The sequence below is a fragment of the Shewanella sp. 10N.286.45.A1 genome (assembly GCF_041470405.1).
In the GTDB taxonomy this organism is placed as follows: domain Bacteria; phylum Pseudomonadota; class Gammaproteobacteria; order Enterobacterales; family Shewanellaceae; genus Shewanella.
The window spans coordinates 1-3,955 of the sequence record NZ_JBFRMK010000412.1 but is presented as its reverse complement, the minus strand read 5'-3'; the positions used below and the strand labels follow the sequence as shown (position 1 = coordinate 3,955).

General features: G+C 44.3%; 3 protein-coding genes. All 3 read right to left on the bottom strand.

Features of this window, described 5'->3' with window-relative positions; all coding sequences use genetic code 11:
• Window positions 1-27: 27 nt before the first annotated feature.
• Window positions 28-672: an adenylate kinase gene (gene adk, locus AB4238_RS22085; RefSeq protein ID WP_372035749.1), complete on the bottom strand. Its 645-nt coding sequence runs from the start codon at window positions 670-672 to the stop codon at window positions 28-30.
• A gap of 188 nt (window positions 673-860) precedes the next feature.
• Complete coding sequence (locus tag AB4238_RS22080) at window positions 861-1,706, bottom strand: co-chaperone YbbN (RefSeq protein ID WP_372035747.1); 846 nt, start codon at window positions 1,704-1,706, stop codon at window positions 861-863.
• 61 nt (window positions 1,707-1,767) lie between these two features.
• Window positions 1,768-3,684 carry a molecular chaperone HtpG gene (gene htpG, locus AB4238_RS22075; RefSeq protein WP_372035745.1) on the bottom strand — a complete coding sequence of 639 codons (1,917 nt, stop codon included), beginning with the start codon at window positions 3,682-3,684 and terminating at the stop codon, window positions 1,768-1,770.
• Between the last annotated feature and the right edge of the window lie 271 nt (window positions 3,685-3,955).

Sequence of the window (3,955 nt, the reverse complement as noted above, 5' to 3'; positions counted from 1 at the left end):
TAGATCAACTTCTTATACTAATTGGTATTAGCTAAGTGCAGCAACGATCTCTTCGCTAACTTTAGCAACAGTTTGAGTACCGTCGAACTTGTTGTATGTCGCTTCGCCTTTCGCTGCTATTGCACCGTAGTATTCAACCAATGGCTTAGTTTGCTCATGGTAAATATCTAGACGCTTACGCACTGTTGTTTCTTCATCATCTGGACGAATAGCCAGATCTTCACCGGTTACATCATCTTTACCTTCAACCTTAGGCTGGTTGAAAACAATATGGTAAACACGACCAGAACCAGGGTGAACACGACGGCCGCCCATACGCTTAACAATCTCTTCGTCTGGCACGTCAATTTCAACAACGTGATCGATAGCAATGCCACCAGCAGCCATCGCATCAGCTTGAGGAATTGTGCGTGGGAAACCATCAAGTAGGAAACCTTTAGCACAGTCGTCTTGTGCAACACGCTCTTTCACAAGACCAATAATTAACTCGTCAGAAACCAGTTGACCTGCGTCCATCACTTTTTTAGCTTCTAGGCCAAGTGGTGTGCCGGCTTTTACTGCAGCGCGCAGCATGTCACCCGTTGAAATTTGAGGAATACCGTACTTTTCCATGATGAATTGGGCTTGGGTACCTTTACCGGCACCAGGGGCACCTAATAGCATAATGCGCATCTCAATCTTCCTCTTATTTCGCATTGTTATACCAACCTCTAACGCAGACAAATGTCTAAAGTGTGGTCACGCGATTGGTATTATTATGTTTAGGGCGGCGATTTTCGCATAAATAGCCGCCATTTTGAAGCGATTTACCTTCGACTTTAGCCTCAGTCAGCGCAAATAAGTCGTGATATTGACCTTTATCAGTAAAGTAAGGTGTAAAGTTTACGTCGATACTGATTAGCTAGACTGTTTCCCTGCCCTAGCGCGGTTAAGATCTCTAAAAATAATCCTTTGACCTTGCCATCTAACGCAGCCACATCTTTTTGCAGAGGCGTAAACAGCAGCTCTAGCGCTTCATCATTACGATTTGCTTGGTGCAGTGCTTTAGCAAGCTCAAGCAATGTCGCCATGTCATTTGGTGCTTGGTCGAAGTCTGCTTGTAGCTTCCTGATCTCCGGCGTATCAGCAGCATCAAGTGCCAATGCTAACTTTGCCTTTAAGCTTTGGTAGTAGCTGTCTTGATCGGCAAGGCCGACACTATCGAGCAAGGCTTTGGCGTCTTCTAGCGCTCCAAGAGATAAGTAAACATCCGCTAACGCCAGCGCTATCTCTGCTATTGGTTGCTCAGCATAGGCGTCTTTTAACAGTGGCAGTGCGCCAATAGCATTTTGCTCAGATAAAAACACTCGTGCTTGGTTTAGCTTTAACTGCCACTGTGCCGGCAGGTGCTTATCGAGCATTTCTGTAATTTGCGCTGCGTCTTGCACACCTGCAAAACCGTCTATCGGTTTTCCTTCATGCAACACTAAAGTGGTCGGCAAGTTCTGGATCTGAAAATAGTTCGCTATCTCCATCTCTGTCTCGCAGTTGACTTTAGCTAGCACAAAACGGCCGTTTTGCTGTTGCGATAAGCTCTCAAGCGTTTGCATCAAGGTCAAGCTTTCAGGGCTTTGGCTCGCCCAAAACGCCAACACAATGACCTGCTCCATCGAAGCATCAACCACTTGCTGTATGTTTTCTTTAGTCAGTTCTAGAATATTTTCCATAACTTTCCTTTAGCCATAAAAAAAAGAGGCAGATTAACTGCCCCCTTATTATAGTTAATTACTACTTAACGTTTGCTAGCAACATCTGGTTCATCAGTTTAATGAACGCTGACGGGTCCGCTAAGCTACCTTTTTCAGACAATAGTGCCTGTTGCAGTAATAGATCAGACCACTGTGCAAATAGCTCTTCATCTTGCTCATCGTTAAGACGAGCAACGAGTGGATGCTCTGGGTTAAGCTCAAAAGTAGGCTTAGACTCAGGAACCGCTTGACCAGCCGCCTGCATCAACTTAATCATCTGCGTCGACATTTCACCTTCACCCGCAACAACACACGCTGGTGTATCGGTTAGACGCGTTGTCACTTTAACTTCAGACACTTTGTCACCTAAGCTGTCTTTAACACGCTTAACTAGGCCTTCAGATTCTGTTTCAAGCTTCTCTTGCGCTTCTTTCTCACCAGCATCTTCTAGCTCGCCTAATTCAAGGTCGCCGCGAGTCACAGAGTGCATCTGCTTACCATCAAACTCGGTAAGGTGGTTGATTAACCACTCATCAATGCGCTCAGACATCAGTAATACTTCGATGCCCTTCTTACGCAGTAGCTCTAGATGTGGACTATTTGCCGCCGCTTCATGGCTATCTGCAACGATGTAGTAGATCTTAGTTTGACCTTCTTGCATACGCTCAACATAGTCTGCTAATGCGACATCTGGCGTTGCTTCACCGGTGTGAGTTGATGCAAAACGCAGCAAACCAGCAATACGTTCTTTGTTTGCAAAATCTTCTGCTGGGCCTTCTTTTAGTACTTGGCCAAATTCTGCCCAGAAAGACAGGTATTTTTCAGCATCGTTTTTAGCCAGTTTTTCTAACATGCCTAACACGCGCTTAGTCACAGCAGTGCGCAGTGATGTTGTCACCTTATTGTCTTGCAAAATTTCACGCGATACGTTCAATGGCAAGTCATTTGAGTCAATCAAACCTTGCACAAAGCGTAAATAGCTAGGCATAAATTGCTCTGCGTCATCCATTACGAATACGCGTTGAACAAACAGTTTTAGACCATGTTTACGATCGCGGTTCCACATATCAAATGGCGCTTTCGCTGGAATATAAAGTAGGCTGGTGTATTCCTGCTTACCTTCAACACGGTTATGGCTCCACACTAACGGATCGGTGTAGTCATGTGAGATATGCTTGTAAAACTCTTGGTACTCTTCTTTAGTCACGTCACTCTTGTTACGTGTCCAAAGTGCAGTCGCCTTGTTCATTGGCTTCCAGCTACCTTCAGTTGCAGCAACGGCTTCACTGTCTTCAGTCGCTTCAACTGCTGGCGTGCCCTCTTCAAACATCTCAACGGCGACAGAGATATGATCTGAGTACTTAGTAACAATAGAGCGCAGACGGTAATCATCAGCAAACTCTTTCTCGTCATCTCTTAAATGCAGCGTAATTTCAGTACCACGCGTCTGCTTAGAGATAGTTTCAACGGTGAAGTCACCTTCACCAGCAGATTCCCATAGCACACCTTCATCGCTACTATGACCTGCAGCACGGGTGCGAACAGTCACTTTATCTGCAACGATAAATGCCGAGTAAAAACCAACACCAAACTGACCGATAAGTTGAGAGTCTTTTGAATCATCACCTGACAAGTTCTTGAAGAAATCAGCGGTGCCTGACTTGGCAATCGTACCTAGGTGTTCAATCACACCGTCACGAGTCATACCAATACCATTATCAGAAATGGTCACAGTGCCTTTTTCTTTATCAGCACTGATGCGAACGCGTAGCTCGCCTTCACCTTCATAAAGGTCGTTGTTTGTTAGTGCTTCATAGCGCAATTTATCTGCCGCATCAGCTGCATTAGAAACTAGTTCGCGCAAGAAAATTTCTTTGTTTGAATACAAAGAGTGGATCATCAAATGTAGTAGTTGTTTGACTTCAGTTTGAAAGCCATGAGTCTCTTGTTGTGACATGAAATGTTCCCTTTAAAATTCGGTTTAAGTTGAGCTTGTAACTAGAAATGGGGCTATAAAATCGCTTTTCAAGGGCTAAGAGGTACATTGATTTTGATTGCGCAAAAAAAATCCAGTTAAGGCGGTGCCATTAACTGGATTTGTTATAAATTAGCTTATACCAATCAGCATAAGAAGTTGATCTACTCAGAGCGTTTTTGGCAAGCTAATTCAAGGCAGGCTAATTCAAAGTGAGTAATGACATAATGGTTATTCCCTTATGAGTTTATTC